This window comes from Mesorhizobium sp. M7A.F.Ca.US.006.04.2.1, from assembly GCF_004022915.1.
GTDB lineage: Bacteria > Pseudomonadota > Alphaproteobacteria > Rhizobiales > Rhizobiaceae > Mesorhizobium > Mesorhizobium ciceri.
On sequence record NZ_RZQA01001595.1, the window covers coordinates 1 to 531 of the forward strand.

At 66.5% G+C, this 531-nt stretch carries 1 protein-coding gene; it reads left to right on the forward strand.

What is annotated here, in order from left to right:
* On the forward strand, nucleotides 1-531 hold a 531-nt coding region (locus tag EN925_RS38930), incomplete at both ends, for an amino acid--tRNA ligase-related protein (RefSeq protein WP_348630399.1).

A 531-nucleotide genomic window follows, 5' to 3' on the forward strand; every position in this document is an offset into this window, starting at 1 on the left:
GACCTGCAGCGCCGCCGGCCTGCGCGACTGGTTCGCCGCCCATGATTTCGTCGAGGTGCAAACGGCGGCGCTGCAGGTCTCGCCCGGCAATGAGGCGCATCTGGCGGCTTTCGCCACGGAAGCGGTCGGGCCGGACGGTGCAAGGGCGCCACTCTATCTCCACACCTCGCCGGAATTCGCCTGCAAGAAGTTGATCGCCGCCGGTGAAACCAGGATTTTCAGCTTCGGTCCGGTCTATCGCAACCGCGAGCGCGGCCCCTTGCATCATCCCGAATTCACCATGCTCGAATGGTACAGGGTGGGCGAGGCCTATGAGAGCCTGATGCTGGATTGTGCGGCCTTTCTGGCGCTGGCCGCGACAAGGACAGGGGCGACTCTTTTCTCTTTCCGGGGCCGCGACTGCGATCCGTTTGCCGAGCCGGAACGACTGACGGTGGCGGACGCTTTCGCCCACCATGCCGGCATCGACCTGCTGGCCACGGTCGCCGCCGACGGCAGCACCGACCGCGACGCGCTGCACGCCGCCTTGAC